The sequence below is a fragment of the Neorhizobium sp. T25_13 genome, from assembly GCF_002968675.1.
In the GTDB taxonomy this organism is placed as follows: domain Bacteria; phylum Pseudomonadota; class Alphaproteobacteria; order Rhizobiales; family Rhizobiaceae; genus Neorhizobium; species Neorhizobium tomejilense.
In genome coordinates, this window is sequence record NZ_PVBI01000016.1 from 69,316 (window position 1) to 93,503 (window position 24,188).

29 protein-coding genes are annotated in these 24,188 nt (G+C 62.5%); 11 read left to right on the forward strand and 18 right to left on the reverse strand.

Annotated features, from left to right (window positions below):
• Positions 1-34: 34 nt before the first annotated feature.
• Complete coding sequence (locus C5J22_RS26990; protein WP_105440757.1) at positions 35-535, reverse strand: sigma-70 family RNA polymerase sigma factor; 501 nt, start codon at positions 533-535, stop codon at positions 35-37.
• 364 nt (positions 536-899) lie between these two features.
• Between C5J22_RS26990 and C5J22_RS26995 the strand changes: the two genes are divergently transcribed.
• From C5J22_RS26995 to C5J22_RS27025, 7 genes are all read left to right on the forward strand, one after another.
• Entirely contained in the window at positions 900-1,778 is an 879-nt protein-coding gene (locus C5J22_RS26995; RefSeq protein ID WP_245440553.1) for a metal ABC transporter substrate-binding protein, read from the forward strand.
• A gap of 72 nt (positions 1,779-1,850) precedes the next feature.
• Positions 1,851-2,750, forward strand: a complete 900-nt coding sequence (locus tag C5J22_RS27000) for a manganese/iron ABC transporter ATP-binding protein (protein WP_105440759.1) — start codon at positions 1,851-1,853, stop codon at positions 2,748-2,750.
• Positions 2,747-3,607 (forward strand): metal ABC transporter permease, encoded by an 861-nt coding sequence (locus C5J22_RS27005; protein ID WP_105440760.1) that lies wholly within the window; start codon positions 2,747-2,749, stop codon positions 3,605-3,607. Before C5J22_RS27000 ends, C5J22_RS27005 begins: the two co-directional genes overlap by 4 nt.
• Positions 3,604-4,449 (forward strand): metal ABC transporter permease, encoded by an 846-nt coding sequence (locus tag C5J22_RS27010; RefSeq protein ID WP_105440761.1) that lies wholly within the window; start codon positions 3,604-3,606, stop codon positions 4,447-4,449. The genes C5J22_RS27005 and C5J22_RS27010 overlap by 4 nt, the downstream gene beginning before the upstream one ends.
• Positions 4,450-4,628: 179 nt before the next feature.
• Positions 4,629-5,015, forward strand: coding sequence for a hypothetical protein (locus C5J22_RS27015; RefSeq protein WP_172746794.1), 387 nt, complete (start codon positions 4,629-4,631; stop codon positions 5,013-5,015).
• Between the two features lie 307 nt (positions 5,016-5,322).
• Positions 5,323-5,850 (forward strand): YcnI family protein, encoded by a 528-nt coding sequence (locus C5J22_RS27020; RefSeq protein WP_105440763.1) that lies wholly within the window; start codon positions 5,323-5,325, stop codon positions 5,848-5,850.
• Between the two features lie 31 nt (positions 5,851-5,881).
• A complete protein-coding gene (locus tag C5J22_RS27025; RefSeq protein ID WP_105440764.1) occupies positions 5,882-7,498 on the forward strand; it encodes a copper resistance CopC/CopD family protein in 1,617 nt (538 codons plus the stop codon).
• Between the two features lie 56 nt (positions 7,499-7,554).
• On the opposite strand, the gene C5J22_RS27030 is transcribed toward C5J22_RS27025, so the two are convergent.
• A complete protein-coding gene (locus C5J22_RS27030; protein ID WP_105440809.1) occupies positions 7,555-8,772 on the reverse strand; it encodes an NnrS family protein in 1,218 nt (405 codons plus the stop codon).
• A 166-nt stretch (positions 8,773-8,938) separates the two neighbouring features.
• Between C5J22_RS27030 and C5J22_RS27035 the strand changes: the two genes are divergently transcribed.
• A complete protein-coding gene (locus C5J22_RS27035) occupies positions 8,939-9,634 on the forward strand; it encodes a Crp/Fnr family transcriptional regulator (RefSeq protein ID WP_105404467.1) in 696 nt (231 codons plus the stop codon).
• Between the two features lie 54 nt (positions 9,635-9,688).
• Here C5J22_RS27035 and C5J22_RS27040 read toward each other — a convergent pair whose 3' ends face one another.
• From C5J22_RS27040 to C5J22_RS27060, 5 genes are read right to left on the reverse strand one after another with little or no spacing between them, the layout of a single operon-like run.
• Positions 9,689-9,889, reverse strand: coding sequence for a hypothetical protein (locus C5J22_RS27040; protein WP_105440766.1), 201 nt, complete (start codon positions 9,887-9,889; stop codon positions 9,689-9,691).
• The gene (locus C5J22_RS27045) at positions 9,886-10,182 is read right to left on the reverse strand and encodes a metal-sulfur cluster assembly factor (RefSeq protein ID WP_105440767.1); all 297 of its coding nucleotides are present in this window, start codon (positions 10,180-10,182) and stop codon (positions 9,886-9,888) included. The genes C5J22_RS27040 and C5J22_RS27045 overlap by 4 nt, the downstream gene beginning before the upstream one ends.
• Positions 10,175-10,696 (reverse strand): DUF2249 domain-containing protein, encoded by a 522-nt coding sequence (locus C5J22_RS27050; protein WP_105440768.1) that lies wholly within the window; start codon positions 10,694-10,696, stop codon positions 10,175-10,177. The genes C5J22_RS27045 and C5J22_RS27050 overlap by 8 nt, the downstream gene beginning before the upstream one ends.
• Positions 10,693-12,051, reverse strand: a complete 1,359-nt coding sequence (locus C5J22_RS27055; protein WP_105440770.1) for a hypothetical protein — start codon at positions 12,049-12,051, stop codon at positions 10,693-10,695. The genes C5J22_RS27050 and C5J22_RS27055 overlap by 4 nt, the downstream gene beginning before the upstream one ends.
• 12 nt (positions 12,052-12,063) lie before the next feature.
• Positions 12,064-12,333: a DUF2249 domain-containing protein gene (locus C5J22_RS27060; protein ID WP_038546255.1), complete on the reverse strand. Its 270-nt coding sequence runs from the start codon at positions 12,331-12,333 to the stop codon at positions 12,064-12,066.
• Between the two features lie 201 nt (positions 12,334-12,534).
• Here C5J22_RS27060 and hemN point away from each other — a divergent pair, with 201 nt between their 5' ends.
• Positions 12,535-13,887, forward strand: a complete 1,353-nt coding sequence (gene hemN, locus C5J22_RS27065; protein WP_105440772.1) for an oxygen-independent coproporphyrinogen III oxidase — start codon at positions 12,535-12,537, stop codon at positions 13,885-13,887.
• Between the two features lie 64 nt (positions 13,888-13,951).
• Here the strand turns inward: hemN and C5J22_RS27070 are convergent, their stop codons facing one another.
• The 6 genes from C5J22_RS27070 to C5J22_RS27095 form a co-directional block, all read right to left on the reverse strand.
• Positions 13,952-15,850 carry a nitric oxide reductase activation protein NorD gene (locus C5J22_RS27070; protein WP_105440810.1) on the reverse strand — a complete coding sequence of 633 codons (1,899 nt, stop codon included), beginning with the start codon at positions 15,848-15,850 and terminating at the stop codon, positions 13,952-13,954.
• 9 nt (positions 15,851-15,859) lie between these two features.
• Entirely contained in the window at positions 15,860-16,666 is an 807-nt protein-coding gene (locus C5J22_RS27075; protein WP_105440811.1) for a CbbQ/NirQ/NorQ/GpvN family protein, read from the reverse strand.
• Between the two features lie 75 nt (positions 16,667-16,741).
• Positions 16,742-18,088: a nitric-oxide reductase large subunit gene (locus C5J22_RS27080; protein ID WP_105440773.1), complete on the reverse strand. Its 1,347-nt coding sequence runs from the start codon at positions 18,086-18,088 to the stop codon at positions 16,742-16,744.
• 22 nt (positions 18,089-18,110) lie between these two features.
• Entirely contained in the window at positions 18,111-18,563 is a 453-nt protein-coding gene (locus C5J22_RS27085; RefSeq protein ID WP_105404461.1) for a c-type cytochrome, read from the reverse strand.
• Positions 18,564-18,765: 202 nt separating this feature from the next.
• Positions 18,766-19,038: a cytochrome C oxidase subunit IV family protein gene (locus C5J22_RS27090; RefSeq protein ID WP_105440774.1), complete on the reverse strand. Its 273-nt coding sequence runs from the start codon at positions 19,036-19,038 to the stop codon at positions 18,766-18,768.
• Between the two features lie 9 nt (positions 19,039-19,047).
• The gene (locus C5J22_RS27095) at positions 19,048-19,593 is read right to left on the reverse strand and encodes a cytochrome c oxidase subunit 3 (RefSeq protein ID WP_245440551.1); all 546 of its coding nucleotides are present in this window, start codon (positions 19,591-19,593) and stop codon (positions 19,048-19,050) included.
• Positions 19,594-19,714: 121 nt separating this feature from the next.
• On the opposite strand from C5J22_RS27095, the gene C5J22_RS31385 reads away from it, so the two are divergent.
• Positions 19,715-19,870, forward strand: coding sequence for a hypothetical protein (locus C5J22_RS31385; protein ID WP_167551678.1), 156 nt, complete (start codon positions 19,715-19,717; stop codon positions 19,868-19,870).
• A 10-nt stretch (positions 19,871-19,880) separates the two neighbouring features.
• Positions 19,881-20,564: an NnrU family protein gene (locus C5J22_RS27100; protein WP_105440777.1), complete on the forward strand. Its 684-nt coding sequence runs from the start codon at positions 19,881-19,883 to the stop codon at positions 20,562-20,564.
• Positions 20,565-20,584: 20 nt separating this feature from the next.
• Here the strand turns inward: C5J22_RS27100 and C5J22_RS27105 are convergent, their stop codons facing one another.
• The 5 genes from C5J22_RS27105 to ric form a co-directional block, all read right to left on the reverse strand.
• The gene (locus tag C5J22_RS27105; protein WP_371412675.1) at positions 20,585-21,520 is read right to left on the reverse strand and encodes a U32 family peptidase; all 936 of its coding nucleotides are present in this window, start codon (positions 21,518-21,520) and stop codon (positions 20,585-20,587) included.
• 2 nt (positions 21,521-21,522) lie between these two features.
• Positions 21,523-22,500, reverse strand: coding sequence for a peptidase U32 family protein (locus C5J22_RS27110; protein WP_105440779.1), 978 nt, complete (start codon positions 22,498-22,500; stop codon positions 21,523-21,525).
• Complete coding sequence (locus tag C5J22_RS27115; protein ID WP_105440812.1) at positions 22,491-23,000, reverse strand: SCP2 domain-containing protein; 510 nt, start codon at positions 22,998-23,000, stop codon at positions 22,491-22,493. Before C5J22_RS27115 ends, C5J22_RS27110 begins: the two co-directional genes overlap by 10 nt.
• A gap of 109 nt (positions 23,001-23,109) precedes the next feature.
• Positions 23,110-23,385, reverse strand: coding sequence for a DUF6522 family protein (locus C5J22_RS27120; protein ID WP_038546230.1), 276 nt, complete (start codon positions 23,383-23,385; stop codon positions 23,110-23,112).
• Between the two features lie 54 nt (positions 23,386-23,439).
• Entirely contained in the window at positions 23,440-24,102 is a 663-nt protein-coding gene (gene ric / locus C5J22_RS27125; protein ID WP_105440781.1) for an iron-sulfur cluster repair di-iron protein, read from the reverse strand.
• Between the last annotated feature and the right edge of the window lie 86 nt (positions 24,103-24,188).

Below are 24,188 nucleotides of genomic sequence, written 5' to 3' on the forward strand. Positions count from 1 at the left end.
CCCGCCGGATCGCGGCGCGACTACGGCATTGTAATTAGTTGTTTTCCCCGAGCTGGGCGGCAAGGTGGATTCGGGCACGGTTGACCCGGCTCTTGATGGTACCGAGCGGGCAGTCGCAACGTTGTGCTGCAACCTCGTAGCTCTCCCCCTGGATCAGGACGATATCCAGAGCCTGCCGATAATGAGCGGGCAGCTCCGAAAATGCCCTTTCAAGTTCCCGGGCGCGGACCGACCATTCCTGGGGCGCCTGGACCGACGGCTGTGCCGAAATGCCTTCTCCCAGACCGATCACCTCTCGCTTGGCAAGGCCGAATTTGGTGCAGAACGTGTTGCGCATGATCGTGAAAAGCCAGGATTTCAGGCTGGTGCCCGGCTGGAACTTGTCGAGGTTAGCCAGCGCTCTGAGAAGGGTCTCCTGCACGAGATCATCCACGTCGCTCGGCGTCCGGTGAAACCGCCGCGCGAAGGATCTGAGGGCAGGTATCAGGTCCACGACCTCCGAACGAACATGAGAACTGGATTTATCGACCGTCATGGTGCCTCCTCACACGACAATCGACGGAACTGCGGCGAGAGCCAATTTGTTCCGATGTTTTATCTAAACCCCGGGCGGCGTCGAAGTGATGACGGCATCGTAGCCAGCGAGGTTGTCGGCGTCTTTCGCCGATGCCGCCACGTTATCCCGTCAGGCACGGCTGCAATCATTTTGTCCTCCGCTGCGAATCCTTGTTGCAATTCATTCGCAATTGCAGAATATGAATGTAACGAGAGTGCCCATCGTTGTTGCAGGCGATCCCCGAGCTGCGACGAGGCCATTCCGAGCACTGATTGCAACTAAGTCTTATTCGCAAAAGGAGGCGTGCATGCTTGACAAGATACGATGGCTGGTCCTGACTGGAATGATAGGAACGGCGTTCGCCGCCGTTCTGGCGGTCATGCCGGCATCGGCTCAGGACAAGTTCAAGGCGGTGACGACTTTCACGGTGATCGCAGACATCGCGAAAAACGTCGCCGGCGACGCCGCGGTCGTCGAATCCATCACCAAGCCCGGTGCGGAAATCCACAACTACCAGCCGACACCCGGCGACATTCAGCGGGCGCAGGGCGCCAAGCTCGTCTTCTGGAACGGGCTCAATCTCGAGCTCTGGTTCGAGAAGTTCTTTCAGAACCTGAAGGCCGTGCCGGGCGTCGTGGTCTCGACAGGCGTCGAGCCGATGGGCATCGTCGAAGGCCCGTATGTGGGCAAGCCCAACCCGCATGCCTGGATGTCTCCCACCGCGGCGCTGATCTATGTCGACAACATCCGCGATGCCTTCGTGAAGTACGATCCGAAGAATGCCGCGATCTACAAGGCCAATGCGGAAGCCTACAAGGTGAAGATCAAGGCGGCCATAGATCCCATCAAGGCCGAACTCGCCAGGGTGCCGGAAGACAAGCGGTGGCTCGTGACGAGCGAAGGCGCCTTTTCCTATCTCGCCCGCGATTTCGGCTTGAAGGAGTTTTATCTGTGGCCGATCAATGCTGACCAGCAGGGCACGCCGCAGCAGGTTCGCAAGGTGATCGACGCCGTTCGCAAGAACCGGATCGGTGTCGTTTTCTCGGAAAGTACGATCTCGCCGAAGCCAGCCGAACAGGTGGCGCGGGAAACCGGGGCCAAATACGGCGGCGTTCTTTATGTAGACTCGCTGAGCGAGGCGGATGGCCCGGTTCCGACATATCTCGATCTGCTGAAGGTGACTTCGAGTACCATCGCCAAGGGCCTGGCCGCCTCGCCGTGATATCTGTCGTGCGCCCATTCGCGATCCGGCGGGTGGGCGCGTGCATTTGCCGTTTTCAAGAGGATGTTTCCCATGAATGCTCAACCCCGTTGGCCGAACCATGCTCCTTCCGGCTCTGACGGAATCATGGTCGACGGCGCGACCGTGACCTACCGCAATGGCCATACGGCCATACGGGATGCGAGCTTCAGTATTCCTCAGGGAACGATCACCGCGCTGGTAGGGGTCAACGGTTCCGGCAAGTCCACGCTGTTCAAGGCGATCATGGGTTTTGTGCGCCTGGCGAAAGGCGACATCCGGGTGCTCGGCATGTCGGTCAAGGAGGCGCTGCGCAAGAACCTTGTTGCCTATGTGCCGCAGTCGGAAGAGGTCGACTGGAACTTTCCGGTGCTCGTCGAGGATGTCGTCATGATGGGCCGCTACGGCCATATGGGGATGATGCGCATTCCGAAAGCCGCCGATCACGAGGCCGTGGCGACGGCGCTCGCCCGTGTCAGCATGAGCGAGTTCCGCAAGCGCCAGATCGGAGAACTGTCGGGCGGGCAGAAGAAGCGGATTTTCCTGGCGCGCGCACTGGCGCAGGACGGCCGCGTCATCATGCTCGATGAGCCCTTCACCGGCGTCGACGTCAAGACGGAGGACCAGATCATCAGCTTGCTTCGCGAGCTGCGCGACGAGGGCCGCGTCATGCTGGTCTCGACGCACAATCTCGGCTCGGTGCCGGAATTCTGCGACCGGACCATCCTGATCAAGGGCACGGTGCTCGCCTATGGGCCGACGGTCGAGACCTTCACCCAGGAAAACCTGGAAAAGACCTTTGGGGGCGTGCTGCGTCATTTTGTGCTCAGCGACGCGCAGAACGGAAGATCGACGTCGATCGGCCTGATCAGTGACGATGAGCGGCCCCTGGTGCTTCGGGGCGGGAAGGCGACCAACCGCGCATCGGACGAGGAAGGCGGAGGCCGCGAATGATCGCCGTTCTTATGGAGCCCTTCTCCTACAGCTATATGCTGAATGCCATGTGGGTCTCGGCCCTTGTCGGCGGCGTCTGCGCCTTCCTTTCCTGTTACCTGATGCTGAAAGGCTGGTCGCTGATCGGCGATGCGCTCTCGCATTCCATCGTTCCCGGCGTGGCAGGCGCCTATATGCTGGGGCTTCCCTTTTCGATAGGCGCCTTTTTCTCCGGAGGGCTTGCCGCGGCCACGATGCTTTTCCTCAACCAGCGCACCAAGCTGAAGGAAGATGCCATCATCGGCCTGATCTTCTCCTCCTTCTTCGGGCTGGGGCTGTTCATGATCTCGCTGAGGCCCATGGCGGTGAACATCCAGACGATCGTGCTCGGCAACATCCTCGCCATCACGCCCGAGGACACGCTGCAACTCGCCATCATCGGCTTCGTGTCGCTGGCTGTTCTGCTCGTCAAATGGAAGGACCTGATGGTAACCTTCTTCGACGAGAGCCACGCCCGGTCGATCGGGCTCAATCCGACCGCGCTCAAGATCGTCTTCTTCACTCTTCTGTCGGCTTCGACGGTTGCCGCGCTCCAGACGGTCGGGGCCTTCCTGGTCGTCTGTATGGTGGTCACGCCCGGCGCGACCGCCTACCTCCTGACCGACCGTTTCCCGCGTCTCCTTGTTCTGGCCGTGATCATCGGGTCGATCACCAGCTTTGTCGGCGCCTATGCGAGTTATTTCCTCGACGGGGCGACCGGCGGCATCATCGTGGTGCTCCAGACGGCAATCTTCCTGATCGCATTCTTCCTGGCGCCGAAGCACGGGATGCTGGCGGCGCGCAGACGGGCAGCCCAGGCACTGGAGGAGGCCCCATGACCATTGTCGATACGCTTCTCTCACCCTTCCAGTTCAGCTTCATGGTCAACGCGCTGCTGATCTCGGTGCTGATGGCCGTGCCGATGGCGCTTCTGTCCTGCTTCCTTGTCCTGAAGGGCTGGTCGCTGATGGGCGATGCGATCAGCCATGCCGTGTTTCCCGGCGTGGTGATCGCCTATATCGTCGGCATGCCTCTTGCGATCGGCGCTTTCGCAGCCGGCATGTTCTGCGCCATCGCCACCGGCTTCCTGAAGGAAAACAGCCGCATCAAACAGGACACGGTGATGGGCATCGTGTTCGCCGGCATGTTCGGGCTCGGCCTCGTCCTTTATGTGAAGATCCAGTCCGACGTGCATCTCGATCATATCCTGTTCGGGGACATGCTCGGCATCTCCTGGCGTGACATCGGCGAGGCGGCCGTCATCGCGTCGATCACGGCCGGCATTCTCGGTGTGAAATGGAAGGACTTCCTGCTGCACGCCTTTGATCCGGCGCAGGCAAGGGCCGTGGGGCTGAGGGTCAATTTCCTGCACTACGGTCTTCTAGCTCTCATTTCGCTGACGATCGTCGGTGCCCTGCAGGCGGTCGGCATCATCCTTTCGATCGCCATGCTGATCGCGCCGGGAGCCATCGCCTTCCTGCTGACCCGCAAGTTCAGCACCATGCTGATCCTGTCCATCGCCATTGCCGTGACCGGTTCGTTCGCCGGCGTCTACCTGTCCTTCTTCATCGACAGCGCTCCGGCCCCGACCATCGTGCTCCTGCTGGCGATCGGTTTCGTGCTCGCCTTCATCTACGCTACCCGCAAGGCTGCCCGGGTCGAGACGACCGAAACGATCTAGCAGGAGGAGGGAGGGGAGCGCCTAGTCTTGGCGTTACCCTTGATCGCGACAGGCTGGCGAGTTGACGCGCATCAAAGAACGCTGTGGCGGAAGGGCGCATAGACAGAGCTGACTGTGCCGTGCCAATAACGGATGTCCAGATCGGACATCGGCGGCTGGCCGCAACTGATGAGGGGACCGTGAAGAACCGCAGAGCGCCTGGCTGGAGTGTTGTGTTCGCGTCTATCGCGGCCTACGCGCTCGTCGTGCAGATGGTGCTTGGCTCCGTCCTTCTCGGCTCAGCGGTCGCAACACCTGTCATCGATGATTTTGGAAACCCGCTTTGCATTACCCATGCGGGCGGTAGCGGCCAATCCGATCACAAGGACGGTCCAAAACTGCCCGAGTGCTGCACCCAGGCATGCAGCGTTCTCGCTCCGGCGCTCGCACCGCAGTTTTCCGACAATTTTCTGAGCAACCGGCTGGAGGCCACCTCCAGGCCGGTTCCGGCCGAAACGGATATAGGTCCTTTCGAACGGCCCGAGACCTCTCCCGGAAATCCCCGCGCGCCACCGTCGGCAGCCTGAAAGCGTGCCGCGCAAAACGTCACCGTCTTGCGACACGGCATGCGAACCAAAGACTTGAAGCGCGGCTGGTGAATCTCAAGGATCGCCGGGCGCTCCAAGTGGGGCACCTCTCTGTTCCCTAAACTCGCTTCGGCCAAACGGCGATGACGCGGCAAAAGCCGTGTATCGCATCCCCGGCGGCCGGCGGGATCGGAGCAAAGGCGGGACACCATTTCAAACCATCAATCCATCCCGGACCGGCGCCTTCCCGGCTGCCCGTCACATCAAAATCAGGCCGTCCAACGTGCGGCCAAGCATGGAGATTCTTATGTTGAAGAAAATCACCACAACCGCCGCCATCCTCGTGGTCGGCAGCACCGCCGCTCTGGCGCATGTCACCCTGGAGGGAAAAGAAGCTCCTCTAGGCTCGACCTACAAGGCGGTGCTGCGCGTGCCGCACGGTTGCGAGGGCAAGCCGACGAACACCGTGCGCGTCCAGATCCCGGAAGGTTTCTACGGAGTGAAGCCGCAGCCGAAGGCCGGCTGGACGCTCGACAAGGTCAAGGGCGCCTATGCCAAGGCCTATGACAATCACGGCTCTCCCGTCACCGAAGGGGTCAAGGAAGTGGTCTGGAGCGGCGGTAACCTCGGCGATGACGAGTATGAGGAGTTCGTGCTGCGGGGCACGATTGCCGTGGATCTGAAAGCCGGCGACATGCTCTATTTCCCGGTGATCCAGGAGTGCCCGGAAGGCCTCAAGGAACGCTGGATCGAAGTGCCGGCCGCAGGCCAGAAGGCGTCGGACCTCGAACTCCCGGCCCCGGGCGTCAAGCTCCTTCAGAAGACCGGCAACTAAACGATCGATCCATCCGGGAGCATGAAGGCCGATGACGCCGCTTTGCTACAAGGCACTTTCACTGACCGGCACTCTGCAGCGGTTCGTGTATGCGATCCTGCTGTGGTCGGTCATGACGGCGGCGGCATCCGCCCATGCATCCCTCAACACGACCGAGCCGCGCGATGGCTCGGTCGTGTCCACGGCCCCTCGCGTGATCGCTCTGACCTTCAGCGAGCCTGTCTCGCCGACCAGCCTCAAGCTCACGCGGCCGGATCGCAGTTCAGTCACTCTCAAAAACTTCGTCCTGAAGGACAGGACGGTCGAGATTACCCCGCCCGACGACCTTTCGGACGGAAGCTATCTTCTCTCCTGGCGGGTCGTTTCGGAGGATGGCCACCCGATCGGCGGCTCGGTCGTCTTCTCGATCGGGCGGCCGAACGCCGACGCCCGGGGCACGGTGGTCGATATCGACTGGCCGGTCCGCACCGGCCTCTGGATCGGCAAGGTGGCGCTCTATGTCGGTCTCTTTTTCGGCGTCGGCGGCGCTTTTGCCATCCACTGGTTCGCGGACGGTTCCGGGAATGCGTTGAGGCAGGTGCTTGCGGCCCTCGGCGCCGGCTTTGTGGGCGCCTTTCTTTCTGCCGGCTTCCAGGGCCTCGATACGGTGGGCGAGCCTGTTTCGCGGCTTTTCGTGCCGGCCGTCTGGAAGGCGGGAATGGCCACGAGCTTCGGGCCGACCGTCATTTTTGCGATCGCGGCCCAGGCGCTTGCGGGGCTCGCTCTGGCCAGCGGTCGGGGCAGGGATGCCCGCTGGATATCGATATCCGCCGTCATGACCGCAGCATTTGCCCTCTGCCTCAGCGGGCACGCGAGTGCGGCAGACCCGCAATGGCTGATGCGCCCGGCCGTTTTCCTGCATGTCGCGGCCATAGCTGTCTGGGCCGGTGCGCTGCTGCCGCTCCTGGCCGAGTTCGGAAAAGACAAAGAAGCGGCCGGCGCAGCATTGCGCCGCTTCTCCGTCTTCATACCATGGGCCGTCCTGGTCCTTGCCGTGGCCGGATGCGTGCTTGCCGTCGTCCAGATCCGCACTCCGGAGGGGCTGGTCACGACGGCGTATGGGATCGTATTCCTCGTCAAGCTCGGGCTGCTCGCCCTGCTGTTTGCCCTGGCAGCCGTCAACCGGTGGAAACTCACTTCCGGTTCGAAAAAGGGAGAGCCGGCGGCGATCCGCCAGCTCGTTCGTTCGATCGCTGCGGAGACCGTCATCCTGCTCCTCATCTTCGCGGTGGCTGCGACGTGGCGCTTCACGCCGCCTCCACGCACCTTGATCGCCGAAGTCCAGCGGACTGCCGTCGTTCACCTGGAGACCAGCAAGGCCGTGGCTGATGTCAGGATCACGCCGGACAGGGTAGGGAAGGTCGCGATATCCGCGGCCATCGCCAAAAGCGACCGGTCGCCGCTCGATCCTCAGGAAGTAACGGTTGTGCTGTCGAACCCGGGGGCGGAGATCGAGCCGATAAGGCGCCGAGCCGGGAAAGGCAAGGACGGCTGGACGGTGCCCGATATCGTACTTCCCTTACCCGGGCGGTGGCGACTTCGCCTTGACGTGATCATCAGCGATTTCGAGATCACCAGGATGGAAGGCGAGATCGAAATCGCACCTTGATTCGATGCCAGCCGGACGCTCCCTCCAGGGTGGAGCGTCCGCAAGCCAACATTCCTTTATCCTTCCACCACCCGCCGCCGCACGCGGGTCAGCATCGGTCCGTATTCAAGGACAAACAGGCCGAAAGCGGCAAGCCATGCGGCCCCGGACAGCGAATAGATCAGGCTGGTAAATTCCGGAAAGAGGCCGGCGCTTGGCCTTAGAAGGGCGCAGAGCACGATTGCCGCATAAGAAGCGACGGTTGTTCGCGACGCGGTCAGGACCCGTCCGGTATGGCCCCGGCTTGCCCGTGTCATGACGGCGAGCATCATCGTGGTGACGGTTCCGACGCTCAGGACGTGGATAGCGGAGGTCTGGTCGAAAAGGTTCACCGCTGCAAGGCCGATCGCAAGGAACCCCAGCGGTATGAACAGGTAGGCGATATGCAGGATCGTCACCAGCATTTCAGCGGTCGTGGTCCAGCCCCTCCAGCGTGCGAGCCGGATAGCCTGCATGGCCGCCGCCAGTCCTGCCGCCGCCGCAACAAGCTTGCCGTCGTCCAGAATGACCCAGGCGGCCAGGGCGGCGACCCCGCACAGGATGGCCGCCGTATCAAACCGGTCATAGGCGGCGGGGAAATCCGTCCGACCGGTCTTGTTGATCCAGTTGCGGGTGAAGCTCGGGATGATTCGGCCCCCCACAATGAGGATCATTGCGGTATAGGCCGAGAGGGCAAGCTTGATCCCGATGGATGGGTGCTGCCCGCCGGCCACCGCCAGATGATACAGGATGTTTGCAGCGGAGAGGGCGACCAGGCCGGTGATGACCTTCAAATCCTTCCACTTCCGTCCCGCGACCACTTCGCGCACGCAGATGAAAAGGAGGAGGGGCAGAAAGGCGCTGTCGGCCAGGATGGCGGCCATGGTGCCGATAAGGTCGGACAGAAGCAGCGCCAGCCGGCCGGAGACCCAGACGAGGAACAGGAAGACCAGCGGCCAACCGGACACCGGCAGCCTGCCGGTCCAGTTAGGGACCGCGGTCAGCAGGAAACCAGCCAGCACGGCGCTCGCATAACCGAACAGCATCTCGTGTGCATGCCAATGGACGGTGCCGTAGGAAATCGCCACGTCGATCAGTCCGGCCAGGCTTGCCATCCACAACAGCATCGCGGCAGCCGCCCAGAGGGCCGACGAGAGAAAGAATGGCCGGAAGCCGTAGGAGAATATGATGGGGGCGGTTGTGGAGAGTCCCCTCGGGATGCTCCCAGGTCGCCGCCCGGCCGGAATTGTCGTCATCTTCGGAACTCCTTGTTCGGCACCCTTGTAGCGGCGGCGGCGAAGCCCTTCATTGCGGCGTCGCAAGCAGACGCGGGAATGTTTGCTGCCGGCGCGGCAATAGCGCATCTTCGATCTCGCCGCGGGCTGTGCTAGGTTCGCGCTGACCGTAGCGGAGCATAGGCCGTTGAAGATCGATAAGAGCCTCGTGAGAAGTTTTCCCCTGTTCGAAAGGATGGAGGATGCCGATACGGAAGCGCTTCTTGCTCACGCAACTTCCCGTCGGGTGCCGGTCGGCGAAGCCGTCTTCGAACAGGGGGCGGCCGCAACGCATTTCCATCTGCTTCTGCACGGCAGGCTGAAAGTCACGCAGGTCACCGAAGACGGTCAGCAGATCATCGTGCGCGTCGTCCACCCGGGCGATCTCTTTGGTTTTGCCAAGGCGCTTCAACGGACGGACTATCCCGGCACGGCGATGGCCGTTGCGGAAAGCATCGCGCTTTGCTGGCCGACGGAACTCTGGCCCCAGTTCGTCGATCGAAATCCCCGGCTTGCGGTCACCGCCATGCAGACGATCGGGCAGCGCCTGGAAGAAGCCCATGCCCGCATCCGCGAAATGTCGACGCAGGAGGTCGAGCAGCGGGTCGCCCATGCGGTTCTGAGGCTCGCCAAGCACGCGGGCCGCAAGGAGGGCGACGCGGTGCGGATCGATTTCCCGATTTCCCGGCAGGACATAGCCGAGATGACCGGCACGACGCTGCATACCGTATCGAGGATCATGAGCGCATGGGAGGCGAAAGGCCTGGTCGAAGGCGGGCGCCAGAAGCTGCTGGTGAAGGATGCCGAAGGCCTGCTGGCGCTGGCCGAAAGCACGAAGGGATAACGGGGGCGGGATAGGCGTTTCTGAAACGGGCGCCGGACAACCCGGCGAGATGCCTCAGATCTCCCGGGTGATCGACTCGCTCAGGCGCTCGATTTCCTCGATGATGAACAAGGCCGGATCGTCGGCAGCACCGGATGCCACCATCTCGTAGACCGCGTGGCGCTTGTCCCGGACATTTCCCGCATGCGAAACGAGCGGCGCCATTTCGTGGTGCCGGGTCTCTCCCCAGCGCCTGATCAGCGTCAGAAGCTTCATGACGTCATCATCGAAGGGTTCCACGGCGGGTCGTAGGTCAGCTCCACCTCGACGCTCTTCACGCCCGCGACCGATGCGGCACAGGCCTGGATGGCTTCCTTCAGAAAGGTCGAGGCGGGGCAGCCTTTCGTCGTGGTGGTCATCGATATGTGCATGTCGCCGGCCTGATCCGTCTCGATGCGGTAGATCAGGCCCATGTCCACGACGCTGCGTCCCATCTCCGGATCGATGACCATGGAGAGCTGTTGCCTGACCTGTTCGATCAGGTTGGCCTGCTCGGACGTGTCAGGCATCGGCAACCCCTTTGCCGATGCGGATCATGATGCGGTAGGCGCTGCCGTCCCGATCGAAATTGCCCACCCATTGATGGCCCCGGCGCGTCAGTTCCGGGAACAGGAAGACCGGTTCGCGTGCCAGCACCGCGAAGATCACTTCGCCCGGGTCGAGCGCTTCGGCCGCGCCGAGAATTCGCTGCATCGGCTCCGGCGGGTCAAGGTCGGAAAGGTCGAGCTGCACGGACGGCTCCGCCCAAAGTTCGGGCGAGACCGCGTTTTCGGAAAGTGCGACCGCTTCTTGCCGGCGCGGCGTGAAGCGGACCTCGAAATCCCCGCCGTCGAGTTCGACAACCGAGTGATCGAAGCCCTTGGCATCCATGACGCGATAGAGCGGTTGCGGCTTGAAGGGCGCAAGCAGCCTCAGTCCCTGACCGGGCTGCAGCGCCCCGACCGCGGTCATGATCGCTTCGAACGGCTCGCCGCCGTTCTTCAGGATCGGCCTGACATCGAGTTCCTTGAATTCCTGGGTCATCGTGACCTCCCGTTGAAGCTTGGTAAGATGAGCCGCCGTGCGGCGATGGCCGATGGCAGCCGGGTCACGGCCGGGACCATGGCGAGGCGGCGGGCCTGGATGAACTCGAAGGCGAGAGCGCAGACAGCCGCGAGCTGAGCGAATGTAGCCGCCCTGAACATGTCCGGCATGTCGAGGATCAGGACCGCGGTCGCCGTTGCCGTCGCGGTGAAATAGAGCCAGAACCATGCCGATGCCCGCCGCTCGTTGACCAGGTCCTGGACGCGCGGGACGGCTGTGCGGCCAAGAACGGGGCCGTAAAACTCCAGCCACGTCATGAATGCCACGATCTTGTAGAGTTGCCCGAGGCCGAGCCCGGTCAGCCATCCGAACGTGAAGAGATAGGCGATCGGCATCACCATCCCGGCCGGGTCGCCGATCACGATCGAGGCGGCGAAAAGAACGAAGCAGAGGAGCAGCATGCCGATCGCCACCAAGCTCGCGATCACGTTCAGTTCCACGGACTTCCGTTTCCGCTCGCGGAAGATCGAGTGGATATCGATTGCGTAGAGAAGAGCGGCCAGTCCCGAGAGCGCTATCGCCAGGTGAAGCGGCCAGTCCGCGGGCAAACCGGCTCCATCGAGGAAGACGCCGGAGCTTGCTGTTGCGAGAGCGGCGGCCGATAGCCAGCCGATCGCCCGGCTTGTCCCGTGCGTCCTTTCGGGCGACAGCAGGAACATTGTCAGGAGGCGATAGCTGACGCCGATCGCGGTAATGGTCATCCATCCGAACAGGCCTAGATAGGCGTGCGCCGGTCCGGCCGAGAGCAGCAGCCCGACGAGATGCGGATCATCGGTAAGGCCGGAGAGGGAAAGGGCAAACAGCAGCCCGACCAGCGCCGTGGCGATCAGTGGCACGCAGCCGAGCGCGACGAACTTTGCCGGCAGCGAGTACGGCCTCGCTGCCACGAGAGTGCCCGCGACCATCCAGCAGAGGCCCGCGAAGGCCAGCGTCAGGAGAAGGCCTCCGGCCGGCAGTGCCCATGTCCACAGGGGCACGAGATCGGCGAGCCCCAGAAACCCGCCGAGCAGCAGGAGAAGCCCGATGATGGTCAGCAGCAAGGCGGGCAGGGCGAGATGGGGGGATTGCAGCTGTCGCGAGGCGATCACCGGCACGAACTGAAGCAGCGATCCGGCAAACAGAAGACCGAGCCAGCCGATTGCGATCAGGTGGACGACCACCAGCGAGGCCGGGTCGTCGATGGGAGCGGATGGATATCCGAACCCCGATATCGTCAAGGCCAGCCCGGCGACCAGGCAGACGAGTGCCGTCGCGAAATAGGACATCGTCCAGGGGGAGAGAGTGGCGCCGGGCATGGCTTTCGTCTTTCAATGACCGCAGCAGCAGTCGCAGCCGGAGCTTTGCGCCCGCTGGATTTCGACGCGCCAGACATCCGGACCCTGTTCGAGATATTGCCAGTCGAACTCTTCCGGATACCGGCTCTCGATCTGGTAGTGCAGAGGCCGCGGATCATGGTCGCTGGTGACATGCATGACGCCGCCGGGGATGAGGGACGTCAGCACGCCAAAAATCTTCGGGTGACGTTCGGCGGGAGCGAGCGTCCTGACATCGATGGAGGGGATCTCAATATCCGACATGGTTTGTTCTGGGCCTTTCGATCTGGTGCAGCGGCCTGGCCGATCCCGGCCGCCTCGATGAGTTAGCAGCGGCGCGATCGACGGAATTTGCGTCGGGACAAATATTTTACAGAAAGACCACGCTGTCGTTGATTTTGCACAAAGAGGGGCCGGCGGCGGGCAGCTAAATGCTTCTTGGAAGAAAACTGAAAGGAGCCCGACATGTCCGCAGCGATAATCGAGAAATATGGCGATGCACGGCTGCCGCGCTACACGAGCTATCCGACGGCTCCGAACTTCAGCCCGGATTTCGATGCCCTCGACTATCCGGCCTGGCTGAAGGCGTTGCCCGAGGGACAGCCAACCTCGCTCTACATCCACATCCCCTTCTGTCGGTCGATGTGCTGGTATTGCGGCTGTCACACGACGATCACCGAGCGCGACAGGCCCATTCTCGACTACATCGAGATACTTCACCGGGAGATCGAATTGCTGGCGTCCGCCAGGGACGACGGCTTCAGCGTCGGGGAAATCCACTTCGGCGGCGGCACGCCGACCATCATCAGGCCGGAGGAATTCATCGCGCTGATGGACGCGTTTCGCGATCGTCTCGGGTTTGCGGGCGCCGTCAATGCCGCGGTCGAAATCGATCCGCGAACCTTGACCGGGGAGATGGCGGTTGCGCTCGGCCAGTCGGGCGTCACCCGCGCAAGCCTTGGGGTCCAGAGCTTCGATCCGAAGGTCCAGAAGGCGATCAACCGCATCCAGAGCGTCGAGACGACGATGGATGCGGTCGAGCATCTTCGCCACAACAATATTAACGCGATCAACTTCGACCTCATCTATGGGCTGCCGTTTCAGACGGTCGAATCCTGCGTCGAGACGGTCGAAGCGGCCGTCAGCATGCGGCCGGATCGCCTTGCCGTCTTCGGTTATGCGCATATCCCGAGCTTCAAGAAGCACCAGCGGCTCATCGACGAGGCGGCGCTTCCGGATGCACGGGAGCGCGCGCTTCAGGCATCCGCGATCGCCGAGGCCCTGGTGGCGGCAGGATATGTCAGGATCGGTCTCGACCATTTCGCCCTGCCGGCCGACGACCTCTCGCTGGCGCAGCCCGAAGGCCGGCTGCACCGGAATTTCCAAGGGTACACGACGGACGCCTGCGACGCCCTGATAGGCCTCGGGGCGTCGTCGATCGGCCGGTTGCCGCAAGGGTATATCCAGAACGAGGTTCCGCCGGGCCTTTATGCGACCCGGGTGTCGAAAGGCGAACTGCCGGTCGCCAAGGGCTACCGCCTCACACCGGAGGACCGTCTGCGCGGCGAGGTAATCGAGAGGCTGATGTGCGACTTTGCGGTGGATGCTGCGGCCCTTGCGGCGGCGCACGGCTTCGATGCCGAGCTTCTGCTGCGGGGCAACGATCGGCTCGATGAGCTGGAACGAGACGGCCTGATCGAACGCCGGGGCGGCATCATCCGCGTCTCGGAGGATCACCGGTTCATCGTCAGAGCCGCGGCCTCTGCATTCGATGCCTATCTGAACAGAAGCGGCAGGTCGTTCAGCAAGGCGGCATAGGGTTCAGAACGGAAAACGGAGGTCCGGCAGTCCGCCGAGCCGGACCTCCATGCGGCCGGGCTCCCTATCCCGTCAGGCCGCGATAGATGGCGGGCAGAGCCGCCGGAAGCTTTGAAATATCTCCGACAACCGCATAACCGTTGCGTCCGAACATCGTCGGCAGATAGGATTTCGCATCCTTGTCCACCGTCACGGCGAAGACATTGACGCCAAGGCGCCTTGCTTCCTGCACGGCGCGGCGGCTGTCTTCCATCGCGAAACGCCCCTCGTAGTGGTCGATGTCGTTGGGCTTGCCATCGGTCAGCACGAGAAGCAGCCGGGTCCGGTTAGGGCGTTTTGCGAGGTCCGCGGTGGCGTGCCGCAGGGCGGCTCCGAGGCGGGTGTAATATCCGGGTTTCAGGCCGGCGATCCGATCCTCGACGACTGGCGAAAGCCGCTCGTCGAAGCCTTTCACGGTCTCGACCCGTACCCAGGAGCGGCGCCGGGAGGTGAAGGTGAGGATGGAGTGATCGGTGCCGCAGGCGGTCAGGCCCTGCGAGAGGACGAGGAGCGCTTCCTTCTCGACATCCAGAACCCGCCGGTTGTCTATCCAGGCGTCGGTCGAGAGGGAAACGTCGACGAGAATGGTGACGGCAAGATCGGGCGTGCGCTGCCGGCTTGCCACGTGGATACGGTCGGTCGCCTGCCCTCCGGCCATGAGATCGGTCCGGCGCCGGACGACGGCATCGAGATCGAGCTCCACGCCGTCGAGCTGCGATTTGAGCATTTCCTGGCGCGGCCGCAGGATCTCGAACTGCTTGCGCACCTTCCTCGCCAGCGCCTTCGTGTCCTCCGATATCTCGAGGCGGTCGCCGCTACCCGAGGTCGGGACGGCAAGGACCCGGCAGTGGTTCTTCAGATAGGTGGCCTTTCGATAGTCCCATTCGGGATAGGTCAGCTCGGTTGCGATTTCCTTCAGGTCGACCATTTCCGGCGGAAGATCGAGATCGAAATGGAAACGCGAGGAGGGGCGTTCCTTGCGGCGCCCGAGGACCATCTCGTCGAGATCCTCGGCGGCCTTGCCGTCTTCCTCGGGTTTGTCGTCGGTCGGCCGGTCGACATTGACCATTTCCGTCATCGCCAGGATTTTCTCGAAGCGGTTGAGGATGAACGGGCTCCGCTCGGAGCGCTTCTCGTCTTCCCGCTCGCGCTGCGCGCTGAACCTTCTTTTGCCAGTCAGACCCTGCGGATCGCCGAGCGGGGTTTCCGAATCCTCCGCCGAAGAACGGCTTTCCTCATGGGACAAGAATTCCGGCCAGAGCGGCACGTCCATCATAGGCTGGTAGCCGGGTGGGGCATGACGCGGGAAGATCGCGCTCGGGGTATCGTCCGGCAGGCAGGCGCCTGCCCGCAGCAGGCTGATGATCCTGCTTTCCAGCAACCGTTCCACCGAGGGAAGCCTACCGCGGCGACGCTCGGTAAGCGTTACCTGACATAAATTTCGATAGACCGGGCGCAGGCCGGGAAATGCGGCAAGCGTGTCGTCCACATTGGATATTGCCATATGCAGCCGCTCGAGATCCCGTGCGAGGGGATCCGGCGAGGCTGGCCGGGCCTCGGGCAATGTAGCGATTGCCGCCGTCAGCCAGACGTACAATGCCCGGTTCAGGCTGCGGTCCGGAAAGAAGTCGATGACATCGGGCAGCATTGCGCGGGCGAAATCCCGGCCGGAGCGGGCAATCCGCTCCTCGCCGAGCCCCACAAGCTGGCGAAGCTTCAAGCGATGTTTCGACGTGCGCTGATGGGCCGCCACGAGCTGGACCGCGTGATCGCCTCCGAAGCCGCGGAAGCAGGATGCGAGGACGGGTTTCATCTCGTCCAGCGTCAACGCCTGTTCGGGATAACGCGGCAGGCTTCGTGTCTGGCCGACCAGGCGGTGCCAGGCCTTGCCGACGGTTTCTTCCAGCTCGAGAAAATCCAGCATCATAGCACCTCAGGCAACGACGGCATTCGCCACTTCGATCAACGCCGCACGCACGTCCGGATCGTCGGTCAGCGGCTCGATCATGGCAGCCCGTATCGCACGGCGCGGATCGAGCCCGCTTTCGATCAGCGTGGCGCAGTAGACGAGCAGGCGGGTCGAAACGCCCTCCTCCAGGTCGTGTCCCTTCAAGGCGCGCAGGCGATGGGCAAGGTTTACCAGCGGCACGACATGGCGCTCGGAAAGGCCGCTTTCGGCGGCGACGATCGCCACTTCCTGTTCCCGGGGAAGGAAGTCGAACTCGATGGCGACGAAACGCTGCTTGGTCGAAGGCTTCAATGCCTTGAGGATGTTCTGGTAGCCGGGGTTGTAGGAGACAACCAGCATGAACTCCGGCGGCGCCTCCAGCACCTCACCGGTTCTTTCGAGCGGCAGGATACGGCGATCGTCGGTCAAGGGGTGGATGACGACGGCGACATCCTTCCGCGCTTCGACGATTTCATCGAGATAGCAGATGCCGCCACCGCGCACCGACTTCGTGAGTGGGCCATCCACCCAGATGGTTTCGCCGCCCTTCAGGAGGAACCGGCCGGTCAGATCGGCGGCAGCCAGATCGTCATGGCAGGAAACCGTCGCAAGCGACAGTCCGAGACGCTCGGCCATGTGGCAAACGAAGCGGGTCTTTCCGCATCCGGTCGGACCTTTCAAGAGAAGCGGAAGCTGCCGCTTCCAGGCCGTTTCGAACAACTCGCATTCGTTGCCTGCGGGAATGTAGTGCGGGATCGGTCCGGTCTCGACCGGCTTTATCGTGGAAATCATGGTCATCGGAATGTCCTGATTTTTGGAGGGATGGAGGAACGCGGCTCCGTCGGTGGAAGACGGAGCCGCGCTGCATCATTCGGCCGGCTGGATGCTTGGCGTCCCGGCGGGATGCCGCTCGCGGCCCGGGACGAACAGGGCCCAGAGGAACATCAGCGCCGAGATGAGCACGAAGACGCCCGATCCGAGCCGGACCCAATAGAAGATCGCCAGCTGGTCCTGGACATCCATGAAGCTTTCGCCAAGGACGCGCTGCAGGTGCACCTGAAGGACGCCGGCGAAGGTCAGCGCGAAGGTCATGACCGACATCGCCGTGCACATGATCCAGAAGCTGACCATCGAAAGCCACTGGTTATAAGGGCTGCGGCCCCGAAGTTCCGGCACGGCGTATGCCATGACAGCAAGGTTCAGCATCACATAGGCGCCGAAGAAGGCGAGGTGGCCATGGGCGGCGGTGAGCTGCGTGCCGTGGGTATAATAGTTGACCGAAGACAGCGTGTGGAGGAAGCCCCAGACGCCCGCGCCGAAAAAGGCCATGACCGAGCAGCCGATCGACCAGAGAAGTGCGGCGCGGTTCGGATGCTTGCGCCCGGCCTTCCAGGTCATCACGAAGGTGAAGACGACCATGGTGAAGAAGGGTGCCACTTCCAGGGTGGAGAAGAGCGAGCCGATCCACTGCCAGTAGCCGGGGGCGCCGATCCAGTAGAAATGGTGGCCGGTGCCGAGAATGCCGGAGAACAGGGCAAGGCCGACGATCACGTAGAGCCATTTTTCGACCACTTCGCGGTCGATACCGTTCAGCTTGATCATCAGGAAGGCCAGCACCGAGGCCATGATCAGTTCCCAGACGCCCTCGACCCAGAGATGGACGACATACCACCAGTACATCTTGTCGAGCGCCAGGTTGACCGGGTTGTAGAAGGCGAACAGGAAGAAGATCGCAACACCCCAGAGGCCGAAGATCAGGATGTTGGTGACGACCGTCTTGCGGCCCTTGAGCACCGTGAGCGTGATGTTGAACAGGAACATCAGAGCGACGATGACGATGCCGACCTTGATGAGGAACGGCTGTTCCAGAAACTCGCGGCCCTCATGATAGTGGAACAGATAACCGACCACGGCGATCGCCGCCGCGACGAGGAAAAGCCAGAACTGCGCAACCGCGATCCTGGTGCTGAACAGCTCCGTCTCGGCCTCCTCGGGCAGAAGATAATAGGTCGAGCCCATGAAGCCCATCAGCAGCCAGACGATGAGCGCATTGGTGTGGACCATCCGCACGATGTTGAAGGGCAGCAGTTCCGAAAGCGTGTTCGGCAGGACGTAGATCGTTCCCGCCAGAACGCCGAACAGAACCTGGGCGATGAACAGGCCGAGCGCGCCGTAAAAATACAGCATCGCGACCTTCTGGGTTTGATATTTCATGTGTTTTTCCCTTCCCGTGAGATCAGCCGGCATCGTTCGGCGGCCAGTTCTGGGTCTTGATCCTGCTCGTCCATTCGAGGAAGTTGGCCAGATCTTCGAGTTCCCGTTCCGTCAGGTTGAACTGCGGCATCTGCCGCCTGCCTTCGATGCCGCTCGGTTGCGCGGCCATCCAGGCCTTCAGCGTCGCGCGGGCGGTGTCCGGATCGGTATCGCCGCCCCAGCGCTTCCACACATTGCCGACTTCGGGAGCGAAATAGGCGCCTTCCCCGAGGATCGTATGGCAGTTGATACAGGCGTTCTTTTCCCAGACGTGTTTGCCGCGCCCGACGGAATCCGAGAGCGTGGCTTCGTCCGTAGACGTGGTTCGCATGTAGTAGTGACTGTGGGCGGTAAGCCCGAGAAAGATTGCGAAGAAGAACGCGGAGCCGCCGTAAAAGACGTTGCGTGCCCCGGTCTTTGTGAGGCGTTCTGCCATCCTCATGTCCCCTTTGTGCGGATGCCTTGCGGGTTGCTGCGGGGCCACATTCGCGAACGCGGACGATGACCCGTGAAGCTTCTATGAGCGGCTTTCCGGAAGCGTTCTTTGCGATTTACCAAACAAAAAAGCGTTGCCCACGAAGTCCGCTATTTTTTTCGGATAGTAAGCTTCTGCTTTCCTTGCGCCGGTGGGCGCGGCCCTAGAGAAGGGTGGCCAGTACGACCTTGCCCAGCGACAGGGCAGAGAAGAAGATCGGCCAGATCATCAGCGCGCGGGCCAGATTGGGCCGCATCCCCCGCAGGTCCATGAAGTCGAGCACGATGAGCCGTATCTTGGCGATGGTCATGACGAGGATGACGGCAAGTGCTGCCGCCGGTATCACCTCATGCTTCCATTGCGCGGCGATCAATGCGCCGACGATGCCGAGCATCATGACCCAGTTGGCGCTGCCGAAGAGTTTCGAATCCTCCATTCCGGCCTCCTAGCTCAGATAGATCAGGGGGAACATCACCAGCCAGACGATGTCGATGACGTGCCAGATGGTCGTCAGCGTGACGATCGTCGACCGCTCCAGCCTGATCGCGGCCAATACGAAGAGGATAGCCACGAACGCGACATGGGCGAGGTGGAAGCCGGTGATGAGAAAGTAGAGCTCGAAAAAGGTCTGCAGGTTCTCGTCCCCTGCCGCCGCCCATTCGGAACTGTACTCGGCGAATTTGAGGGCGACGAAGAGGAATCCCAACAATGCCGCGCCGAGCAGGAACAGGCGCTGCCGGCGAGGTTTTCCCTGGGAGTTGGCGGCAAGCGCCGCCTGCCAGCTGCTCGCCAGCAGCACGACCGTGTTGAGCCCCGCCAGCCGCGGCGCGAGATGGAGTTTTGCGAGCCCAAAACTTTCCGGGTGCAGCATGGACATGACGACATAGCCGGTCAGCAGGATGCCGAACGCCGCGAGTTCGCCCCAGACGAGCACCCAGAGAAGAAGGTCGCCGCCTTCATCCCTCTCTTCGCTGGTCGAGATTGCCGCCATTCCGAAACCTCCGGTATTCTTCCGTCCCGGAAAATGGAGGCAATACAGAACCGGCTCTTTGTCATATCGCAAAGAAACGGCAGATAGAGGGGGTAGGATGACGGCAAACCAAGGATTTGCCATGTCTGATGCACAAGTCGGCCTTCTGATGGCCGCCCCGATCATTGTCATATTCGCCATCGCCCTGAAGCGGATGGGTGTCCTGCAGGGCTACAGCTCGCTGGCCGCGGTCGTCTTTTCCGTGGCGATTGCGGGCGTTCTTTTCTGGCAACAGTAGCGGCCGTGCCATGACGCAGTTTCTGCTGGCTTTCGTGGCCTTCATCGCCCTGCATTCCATTCCGGCAGTCCCGAAGATCCGCGGCGCGCTGATCGGATGGATGGGGCACGGGAGCTATATTGCCGGCTATTCCGTCGTCTCGACAGCGGCCCTGGCCTGGCTCTTCCTGTCCGCTCTGAGCCTCGATTATGTGGAAATCTGGCAACCGAGGCCGTGGCAGGCCTGGCCTGCCTTCGTGCTATCGCCGATCGGGCTTTTCCTGGTCCTTGCCGGTCTCTTCAGCCGCAATCCCTTCTCGATCTCGTTCCGCAAGGGAGGGGAGGCGGATGCGATCGTGGCCGTCACGCGCCACCCGGTTCTCTGGGGTTTTCTCTGCTGGTCGGTCGGGCACGTTCCTGCGAATGGAGACCTGCGTTCGTTGCTTCTGTTTGGCGGCTTCGCCGCTTTTTCCGCCGGCGGCTTGTTCATGCTCGAAAAGAGGGCACGTCGATCGCTGGGGCCAGCTTGGCCGGCGGTCTCGGCGCAGACTTCGGTCATTCCGTTCGCCGCGGCGATCAATGGTAAGTCTAAATTTACAGTAGATATGCCGATGGCCGCCGCTGCGCTTTGCGCGGCAGCGTTGCTCGTCTGGCTTCTCGGCGGGGGACATGCGGTTTTGGTGGGCGCGGATCCGCTCCTGTTTCTTGGCGCCTGATCGCCTCGCGAGGCAACCGCTCACGCTCGGCCATGAGCCATGTCGCGGGCACGCGCGACCCATGCTGCACCTTCGCGGGCATGGTGAAAACCGTTCGACAAGGCGGCGCTGGGATAGATTTCGCGCAGCAGCGTGATCGCCTTGTCCGCGTCCAGCGCGTTGTCGAGCACGGCGCGGTAGAGCTTTGCGACCGCCACCATGTCGCAGTCCTGCGGCGACAGGCGGATCGCCGAGATACCGCATGCGGCGAGGCCGGCGAGCTCGCCCAGCAGGGCCTGGCAGGTGTGTGACACGGTCTGCACGCCGTTGAGCGCGAGGAAAGATTGCCGGTCAAGGGTGTTCACCGGCAGGCCGTCAGGATCTTCGCCGCAGACGAACTGGCAATTGTCCTTGATCTTGCCCTTGGATCTCGCATGAGCGCATCGCGCCGAGATGGCGAGCGGCATGCGGCCGAAGGCGAAGACCTCGAATGCGATTGCGGGCGCGTTGGCGACGATCTTCTCGACGGATGTGAAAGGCAATTCCGGCGGCAGGCAGATGCTGGTCGCTCCCCGGCCGGCGAGCAGCTTGGCCGTCGGCGCGTTGTAGACGTTGACCAGGGGGCCGATGCTGTGGGGCTTGCCGTTCAGCAGTCCGAGGGCGGAGAGGTCGTTGGCTTCGATCATATGTTCGCTGTCGGCGACGAGATCCCGGATCTGCCGGCTCTCGCGCTCCAGGGTGACGAGCGACAAAGTCGAAAGAGCCACGGTCTTGCCCGCAGCTTCCAGTCTCTCGATCACCTCGGCGATATGCGGTTCGATGAAATGCTGTCGCTTGGAACAGACGGTTTCGCCGATCACCACGCGTTCTATCGGCGCTTCGTCGGCGATGCGGAAATGGAAATCGCGCCATTTGGGGCCGTCCCAGAGATAATAGACGGGCCCCATCGTCAGGGAGGGCGAGGTGGTGCGGTGCATGTTCATCTCCAGCGCTTCTCATAGGCGCCCGATGTGGTCTTCTGGCCTTCGCTGAGGCCACGCAGGCGCATCAGCAGCGCTTTTCGTTGCTCCGGTCCGGCCGACAGGGCCTTTTTCAGGGTCGAGACCACTTCGGCGACATAGGCCTTGCCGCGCTGGCGGCCTTCGATCTTCAGAGCGCTGACGCCCGCTGCCGAAAGCGCCTCGATCTCGCCCATGATATCCAGGGAAACCGGGTCTTCGAATGCATAGGCCGGACTGTCGGCGATATCGAAACGACCCTTGCACAGGGTGGGGTAACCGGCCGCTTCGCCGGCTGGGAAGCGGTTGATCGTGTAGTCGCCGAGTTCGGACACCAGTTCCGTGCCCTCCTGGCGATAACGCACATGGCTTGCCGGCGAGCAGACGCCGTTCATGTTCGGCGACTTGCCCGTCGCATAGGAGGAGAGCGAACAGCGGCCCTCGGCCATGACGCAGAGCCCGCCGAAGACGAAGACCTCGATCTCGCAGCGAATCTGCGGCGCGATCCGTGCGATGTCGGCAATGGTGAGCGTTCGCGGCAGGACGACCCGCTTGGCATGGAAGGCCTCGACGAGGAAGTTGATCGCGTCGACGTTCGAGGCGGAGGCCTGCACCGAGACATGCAGCCGCTGCTCGGGATAACGTTCGGCCACATGTGCCATCAGGCCGAAATCGGCAAGGATCAGCGCATCGACCCCAAGAGCAACGGCATCGGCGGCGGCGCGGTACCAGATCTCCTCGTCTCCGGCGCGCATGAAGGTGTTGAGGGCGACGAAGGTCTGCGTGCCATGCCGGCGGGCATAGGCGATCGCCTCGCGCAATTCCTGGCGGCTGAAATTGAGGCCGGGAAAATTGCGGGCATTGGTTTCGTCGCGGAAGCCGCAATAGACGGCGTCGGCTCCTGCATCGACGGCTTCGCGAAAGGCCGCCGGCGTTCCGGCGGGGCAGATCAGTTCCATTGGGAAGTCTCGTCGTTCAGTGCGCGGCGGCGGATATCCCGGCCCATCTTTCCGAAGAGGGGCGCAAGAGGGCCGGCAAGCCTCGACAGGTCGCGCGGCAGATCGATGTCGGCGCCATCGAGCGCATTGCGCATCGCAAGCATGGCTTCCATGTCGCCGGTGACGGAGAGATCGCGGGAGAAGAACAGCGCGTCGGCATCGCAGCGGCCTTCGAGCAGGGCAAGCAGCAGGAAAAGCGGCCCTTCGACGGAGGCATCGGCGAGGTCCTGCATCGCCTGTTTCCGCGTGACGCGGATGGACGGCCCGGCCGGCTCCACGATGAAGGCGAGAGGCAGGTCGCTCGGAAGAAAAGCAAAGCGTTTCGCCTTGTACTCGCCCAGCCGCTCGAACAGGTCGGGATGTTCTTTCAGGAGGCGCTGAAACAGCAGCCCTGCCGCCCGCTCGATCACGGCAAGCGGCATGTGGGCCAAGGGGATGGCGAGTGCGCGGGGAAATTCCATGTTCATGCGTCCTGCTGAAATGCAGGCACAGGCTATCGGTTGCGGGAGCGGCCGTGCTTGAGCCAGCGCAAAGAGGAACGATGGTTCTTTGAAAGACCCGCGATCGGCGTCAGGATCCGCCGGATCGGCCTCTTCCACGGACGAAGGTCACGGCCTCGTTCTGAACCTCGCCTTCGTTGTTGAGGACGGCGCGCCAGACCCGGTTTCCGAGACGAACGCTCAGGCGGGACGTTCCGATATCCTCGGCTTCGCCACGCTCGACCGTGCTTGTCACGAGACCCTGGCGGATTCTCTGCCGGAAATCGTCGCGAGACAGCCCGAACCGACCGGCAATCTCGCCGGATTCCAGGATGAAGTCGCCGTTCGGGTCGCGTTCGATATGCATCGCTCTTCCTCAGATCGACAGTGTTGCGGCAAGGTTTGCCGCTTTCTCCACCTTCTACGACACCGATTGAAATCTTGGAAACAGCACGTCGTTTTCGAGATGCATGTGGACGACGAGATCGTCGGTGAATTTGCGTAGTCCCGTATAGAGCGCCGTCCAGGATCTGCAGGCACCTTCGGGCAGGGCGAGGCCGCGCGTCACGTGCTCGATGGTCTGCAGATGCTGCGCTTCGTCGTCGTGTTCGTTTCGCATTTCGGCGATCGGATGGGCAATCATTCGGCTGCCGCCGTGCTGCATCATCGGAAAGAGCACCTGCTCCTCCTTGATCATATGGCTTTCCAGTTCATCGCGGAGCTGTGCCAATGTCCCGGAAAGGCCGATCGGGGCGGAAGGGTGGTTGCCGTGCACCCGCTCGACTTTCTGAGCGAGTGGAATGAGCCAATCCAGTTCCTCGCGATGGGCGGCGTGATATCTCGTGAGAATGTGCGAGATCAATGCCAGCGTTTCCTGCGGCGCATCCCGTCCCGATGCCTGTTGGAGGGCCTTGAGATCGGCGATCAGCGCGGCCGGCGCGAGACCCGCCTGTTCGGCGGCCATGGAGAGCGGTATGTCGCCGCCGCAGCAGAAGCTGATGCCGTGACGGCGGAAGAGCTCAGCGGCTCCCGGCAGTTCCGTGGCGATCGCTGCGACTGTCGTGTCTGGGGCAATTTCGGTCATGATGTACTCCTCGTTGATGATGATTTCGGGGGTCGATGATGGTTTCAGGATTGCACGGGCGTCGGCATCATTGGCCGGCGGATAGC

Coding starts and splice junctions, on each gene's coding strand:
- C5J22_RS26990 (WP_105440757.1), bottom strand. CDS start 535: ATGACGGTCGATAAATCCAGTTCTCATGTTCGTTCGGAGGTCGTGGAC.
- C5J22_RS26995 (WP_245440553.1), top strand. CDS start 900: ATGATAGGAACGGCGTTCGCCGCCGTTCTGGCGGTCATGCCGGCATCG.
- C5J22_RS27000 (WP_105440759.1), top strand. CDS start 1,851: ATGAATGCTCAACCCCGTTGGCCGAACCATGCTCCTTCCGGCTCTGAC.
- C5J22_RS27005 (WP_105440760.1), top strand. CDS start 2,747: ATGATCGCCGTTCTTATGGAGCCCTTCTCCTACAGCTATATGCTGAAT.
- C5J22_RS27010 (WP_105440761.1), top strand. CDS start 3,604: ATGACCATTGTCGATACGCTTCTCTCACCCTTCCAGTTCAGCTTCATG.
- C5J22_RS27020 (WP_105440763.1), top strand. CDS start 5,323: ATGTTGAAGAAAATCACCACAACCGCCGCCATCCTCGTGGTCGGCAGC.
- C5J22_RS27025 (WP_105440764.1), top strand. CDS start 5,882: ATGACGCCGCTTTGCTACAAGGCACTTTCACTGACCGGCACTCTGCAG.
- C5J22_RS27030 (WP_105440809.1), bottom strand. CDS start 8,772: ATGACGACAATTCCGGCCGGGCGGCGACCTGGGAGCATCCCGAGGGGA.
- C5J22_RS27040 (WP_105440766.1), bottom strand. CDS start 9,889: ATGAAGCTTCTGACGCTGATCAGGCGCTGGGGAGAGACCCGGCACCAC.
- C5J22_RS27045 (WP_105440767.1), bottom strand. CDS start 10,182: ATGCCTGACACGTCCGAGCAGGCCAACCTGATCGAACAGGTCAGGCAA.
- C5J22_RS27050 (WP_105440768.1), bottom strand. CDS start 10,696: ATGACCCAGGAATTCAAGGAACTCGATGTCAGGCCGATCCTGAAGAAC.
- C5J22_RS27055 (WP_105440770.1), bottom strand. CDS start 12,051: ATGCCCGGCGCCACTCTCTCCCCCTGGACGATGTCCTATTTCGCGACG.
- C5J22_RS27060 (WP_038546255.1), bottom strand. CDS start 12,333: ATGTCGGATATTGAGATCCCCTCCATCGATGTCAGGACGCTCGCTCCC.
- hemN (WP_105440772.1), top strand. CDS start 12,535: ATGTCCGCAGCGATAATCGAGAAATATGGCGATGCACGGCTGCCGCGC.
- C5J22_RS27070 (WP_105440810.1), bottom strand. CDS start 15,850: ATGCTGGATTTTCTCGAGCTGGAAGAAACCGTCGGCAAGGCCTGGCAC.
- C5J22_RS27075 (WP_105440811.1), bottom strand. CDS start 16,666: ATGATTTCCACGATAAAGCCGGTCGAGACCGGACCGATCCCGCACTAC.
- C5J22_RS27080 (WP_105440773.1), bottom strand. CDS start 18,088: ATGAAATATCAAACCCAGAAGGTCGCGATGCTGTATTTTTACGGCGCG.
- C5J22_RS27085 (WP_105404461.1), bottom strand. CDS start 18,563: ATGGCAGAACGCCTCACAAAGACCGGGGCACGCAACGTCTTTTACGGC.
- C5J22_RS27090 (WP_105440774.1), bottom strand. CDS start 19,038: ATGGAGGATTCGAAACTCTTCGGCAGCGCCAACTGGGTCATGATGCTC.
- C5J22_RS27095 (WP_245440551.1), bottom strand. CDS start 19,593: ATGGCGGCAATCTCGACCAGCGAAGAGAGGGATGAAGGCGGCGACCTT.
- C5J22_RS31385 (WP_167551678.1), top strand. CDS start 19,715: ATGTCTGATGCACAAGTCGGCCTTCTGATGGCCGCCCCGATCATTGTC.
- C5J22_RS27100 (WP_105440777.1), top strand. CDS start 19,881: ATGACGCAGTTTCTGCTGGCTTTCGTGGCCTTCATCGCCCTGCATTCC.
- C5J22_RS27105 (WP_371412675.1), bottom strand. CDS start 21,520: ATGCACCGCACCACCTCGCCCTCCCTGACGATGGGGCCCGTCTATTAT.
- C5J22_RS27110 (WP_105440779.1), bottom strand. CDS start 22,500: ATGGAACTGATCTGCCCCGCCGGAACGCCGGCGGCCTTTCGCGAAGCC.
- C5J22_RS27115 (WP_105440812.1), bottom strand. CDS start 23,000: ATGGAATTTCCCCGCGCACTCGCCATCCCCTTGGCCCACATGCCGCTT.
- C5J22_RS27120 (WP_038546230.1), bottom strand. CDS start 23,385: ATGCATATCGAACGCGACCCGAACGGCGACTTCATCCTGGAATCCGGC.
- ric (WP_105440781.1), bottom strand. CDS start 24,102: ATGACCGAAATTGCCCCAGACACGACAGTCGCAGCGATCGCCACGGAA.